This is a genomic window from Nitrososphaerota archaeon, assembly GCA_016872055.1.
In the GTDB taxonomy this organism is placed as follows: Archaea; Thermoproteota; Nitrososphaeria; order Nitrososphaerales; family Nitrosopumilaceae; genus Nitrosotenuis.
This window is the reverse complement of record VHBH01000025.1, coordinates 1-3,814: the sequence shown is the minus strand read 5'-3', so window position 1 is coordinate 3,814 and position 3,814 is coordinate 1. Positions and strand designations below refer to the sequence as shown.

Sequence of the window (3,814 nt, the reverse complement as noted above, 5' to 3'; positions counted from 1 at the left end):
AAAGGTGTAGGCCCTCGAGGGGAATCGAACCCCTGTCCGGGGATCCACAGTCCCCTATACTAGCCACTGTACTACGAAGGCCGCAAAATCTTAAGCCGGCAGATCCACTATTAACCTAACTACAGCTGAAAATCAAGGACAAATTTTTATTATTCCCTATAAAAAAGACCGATTATGCAAGGCAAAGGCTGGTTCATTGGAATGGCAATAACTGTAGCCGTAGTTTGGTGGGGCGTAAACTACCTATTTCCGTGGGTTCGCTAGTCAGCAAGCCATTTCTTCTTAAAAAAATAGGCATACAACAGCCCAGATGGTATCATAGACAGAATCAGCATTATTATCAGTGCCGTATATTCTCCAAGAAAATTCCAACTTCCTGTCTCGGTTCCACCTGGCAGATTTATGTTCATGCCATAGATGGCACCAACTACAGTCGGTGGAATTGTTAGTGTGAATATTATGGTAAGTGTTGCAAGTATTTTGTTTGATTTTTCAGTAGAGAGTAGAAAGTCAGTGTCTTTATAGATCTCCATTGTTTCTTTTGCCTCATCCAGCGTTTCTGCCACTTTGTCAATGTGATCAATTACATCATCAAAGTGAATCACCAGATCATCATCTGAATTAGAGAATCGTTGTGTGTTCTTTGACGTTTCCAGAACGGTTTTTCGCAGTGGATGAACTATACGACGCAGTATTGTGATTTCACGCCTCAATAGTGAGATCTTTTTTGGTGTGGACTTGTTTTCATCAAAGACATCGTCTTCTATCTCATCTAGATTCTCCACAATTCTGCGCAACGTGTGTAGAAGTTCGTCTACTAGAGCATCAACTATTTTGTATAGCAGAAATCCAGACGACTTTCCAAGTAGTTCATTTCTGTATTTGGAATCATCTTTGCAGTGGCTCACCATTTCCACTAGCGGCTTAAGCTCTCCATAGTGTATGGTAACCAGATGGTCCTTTCCGATGAATACCGCAAGCTGGTTAAATCGCGACATGCCGCGCTTTAGTGCGAGTGGCGGAAAATGCAAGATAACAAAGGAATGATCCTCGTAGTTGTCTATTTTTGCGAGTTGGATCTTCGAGATAGAATCATCCAGGTTTAAGGCATTAAAATTATACATTTGTCCCAGCTTTTCAATTTCTGCGCGGTCAGGGTTTTGAATGTCAGTCCAAGTAAAGCCATTTCCCTGAATTGTTTCCAGCTTGTTTTGGATTATCTCAGTGGGTTGGGGGTGTCTTCGCAAATGTGGCAACCTCGAGATGAAAAGTTCTTTTTTCAATTCAGCTAAGCCTCTCTGAATTTTAATTTAAGCTTTGATTATTGTATTGCAAACAATCGTTACACAAACTGCATAATTTTTCATATATGTTAAAAATGTGCGGGCGTGGCCCCAAGCGTAGAACATGAGAGAATGCCTCTCTATACCATAACGCCTGAGCGTTCATGGTTCACTATATCGTTCCACTGAGCCACGCGCGGACTATTTGTTGGATTTTACATCCTTCCGCATCAATTGTTATAGGAATTTTTTGTATTTAACATTTTGTATGAATTTTTATAATAAAGATCCAAATATAATGAAATAATTTTTACACCAAAATTAGGCTCGACCCATAAAATGAAAAATTAAGTAAAACCACAGCACGAAAAACATCATGAGTTGCTCAGGCGAGTTCGTAGAAAACGACATTATCCAAATCAAGTCATCCATCCAGCAACAGCTCAAAAAGGCCAAGTATGGAATATCAGATCACTCCACTGTAGAATTATGCCACTGGACAAAAAAATCATTCAAGGGAGAAGAAAGCTGCTACAAGCACAAGTTCTACGGCATATCAACACATCAGTGCATGGAGTTTTCCCCTGCAGGAATGTATTGTGAGAACAGGTGCGTCTATTGCTGGCGCCCAATGGAGTTTTATGACTCGTTGGAGATGAGTCCACAAAACGTGGCAGAACCACAAGACATCATAACCAAGCTGATGGCAGAACGAGAAAAACTGATCATGGGTCATTACGGTGATCCAAAATCAATCCACAAAAAACTTGACGAGTCACTACTACCTGCACATTACGCAATATCGCTTTCTGGCGAGCCTACCATGTACCCCAAGCTTCCAGAACTAATAAGATACCTCAAGACGCTGCCTGCAACAAAATCAATATTTCTTGTAACAAATGGCCAGGAACCACAGATGCTCAGACGCCTCCAAGATGAGGATGCACTACCAACACAGATCTATTTGTCCACAAATGCCGCAGACTGTGACTCCTTTATGAGAATAAACAAGCCAAGATATTCAGATTCATGGGAGAGATGGAACCAGTCCCTAGAATTATTGCAAAACATGGATACACGAACTGTTCTTCGAATGACCATGATCAGAAACCATAATGATTTTGAGGAAATGATTCCAGCGTTTGCAGATATGATAAGGCGCGCAAATGTGCATTTTATAGAGATAAAATCCTACATGCATATTGGCCGCTCCACAAACAGGCTTGCCCGCTCTGACATGCTTGAATTTGAGGAGGTCAGCTACTTTGCAGGTAAGCTAGCTGAAAAAAGTAAGATCTATTCAGAAATTGATGTGAGCATGGCATCAAGAATAGTATTGTTGCAAAACCAACAAAGAAAGATCAACCCCTTTATCTCTGCGTACGCACAAACCAGCTAGCAAATTTTGCCAGCGCACGATACCTATGAGACATGGTGTTTTTGTCAGGAATTTGCGCATAAGTCTTGGTTTTCCCCCTAGGGACAAATATTGGATCATATCCCCAGCCCTTACCTGAGATCCTTTTTGCGATTTTGCCCAGAGTAATTCCCTCAAAAAGAATCGGTTTTCTTTTTTTGTCACAATAAGATATTGTAGCATAGAATTTTGCCGACCTGCTTCCCCTTATCAGATCAATTACTCCCTTGTTGCCAATAGTATCAAAGACGTATGACGAATACGGTCCCGGAAAGCCACCAAGCGACGAAATGACCAGAGCATCATCCTCTATAATTATGGGCTTTTTGCATTTTGAAAACGCATCTAGTGCCTTTGTCTTGGCAATCTCTGATAAAGAATCAGACTGGATTTCCAGCAAGCTTGCCTGTAAGAATCCCAGCCTTATTCCAAATGAGGATAAAATTTCCTTTGCTTCCAGATACTTGTGTTTATTTGAGGACACAAAATACACATCACTCCATTCTCGCATATCTTCCCCTTCCCTCTATTATTGATAATTGGGCCAGTACCTTGTTGAATCGTTCTGTACCTGTGATTGACTTGTATCCTTTTAGAAACGCATTCCACAATTCCAGCATTATTTTTACATGAGCGCTACCAAGAATTTCTTTGTATAGTCGCAAATCCACCGCGTGGTCTTCTACTCTGATTGATTTTTGTGCAAGGCCAAAATCAATTGCATAGATTTTGTCGTTTTTGGATATGAAATTTGACGTGGTAAGATCGCCGTGAATTATGCCATTTTTGTGCAGTGTGGCAGTGATTCTGCCAATTTCCATACACGCAGATTTTAGCTTGGCGTCTTTTAGGTCTCTGACTATAGCTCCATTGATTTGCTGCATCAGAATAGTACAATCGTTGGTGTTTACCAAATAGATCAGGGGTGTTCTGATCCCAACGTATTTTGCCTCAGAAAGAATGGTTGCTTCCCGTATGGTTCGCTGCTTTCTTATTTTGCCATCCAGTATCGGATGTCGGTATGGTTTTGTTTTTCTCGTCTTGAGAATTGCGGGCATGTTGTCAAATTTAGTAAGATAAATGTCGCCTTCGGCACCTTTTTTGATCAGTTTCA

4 protein-coding genes and 1 tRNA gene are annotated in these 3,814 nt (G+C 41.0%); 1 reads left to right on the top strand and 4 read right to left on the bottom strand.

Annotation, left to right across the window (positions count from 1 at the left end; translation table 11 throughout):
• Window positions 1–9: 9 nt before the first annotated feature.
• Window positions 10–81, bottom strand: a tRNA-His gene (locus tag FJ354_07110).
• A 179-nt stretch (window positions 82–260) separates the two neighbouring features.
• A complete protein-coding gene (locus FJ354_07105; protein MBM3906419.1) occupies window positions 261–1,265 on the bottom strand; it encodes a magnesium transporter CorA family protein in 1,005 nt (334 codons plus the stop codon).
• A 394-nt stretch (window positions 1,266–1,659) separates the two neighbouring features.
• On the opposite strand from FJ354_07105, the gene FJ354_07100 reads away from it, so the two are divergent.
• Complete coding sequence (locus FJ354_07100; protein ID MBM3906418.1) at window positions 1,660–2,682, top strand: 4-demethylwyosine synthase TYW1; 1,023 nt, start codon at window positions 1,660–1,662, stop codon at window positions 2,680–2,682.
• Here FJ354_07100 and FJ354_07095 read toward each other — a convergent pair.
• Complete coding sequence (locus FJ354_07095; protein ID MBM3906417.1) at window positions 2,654–3,211, bottom strand: non-canonical purine NTP pyrophosphatase; 558 nt, start codon at window positions 3,209–3,211, stop codon at window positions 2,654–2,656. The genes FJ354_07100 and FJ354_07095 overlap by 29 nt on opposite strands.
• Window positions 3,195–3,814, bottom strand: a 620-nt coding sequence (locus tag FJ354_07090; GenBank protein ID MBM3906416.1) for a Kae1-associated serine/threonine protein kinase, incomplete at its 5' end; no start/stop codon positions are given. The genes FJ354_07090 and FJ354_07095, both read right to left, overlap by 17 nt.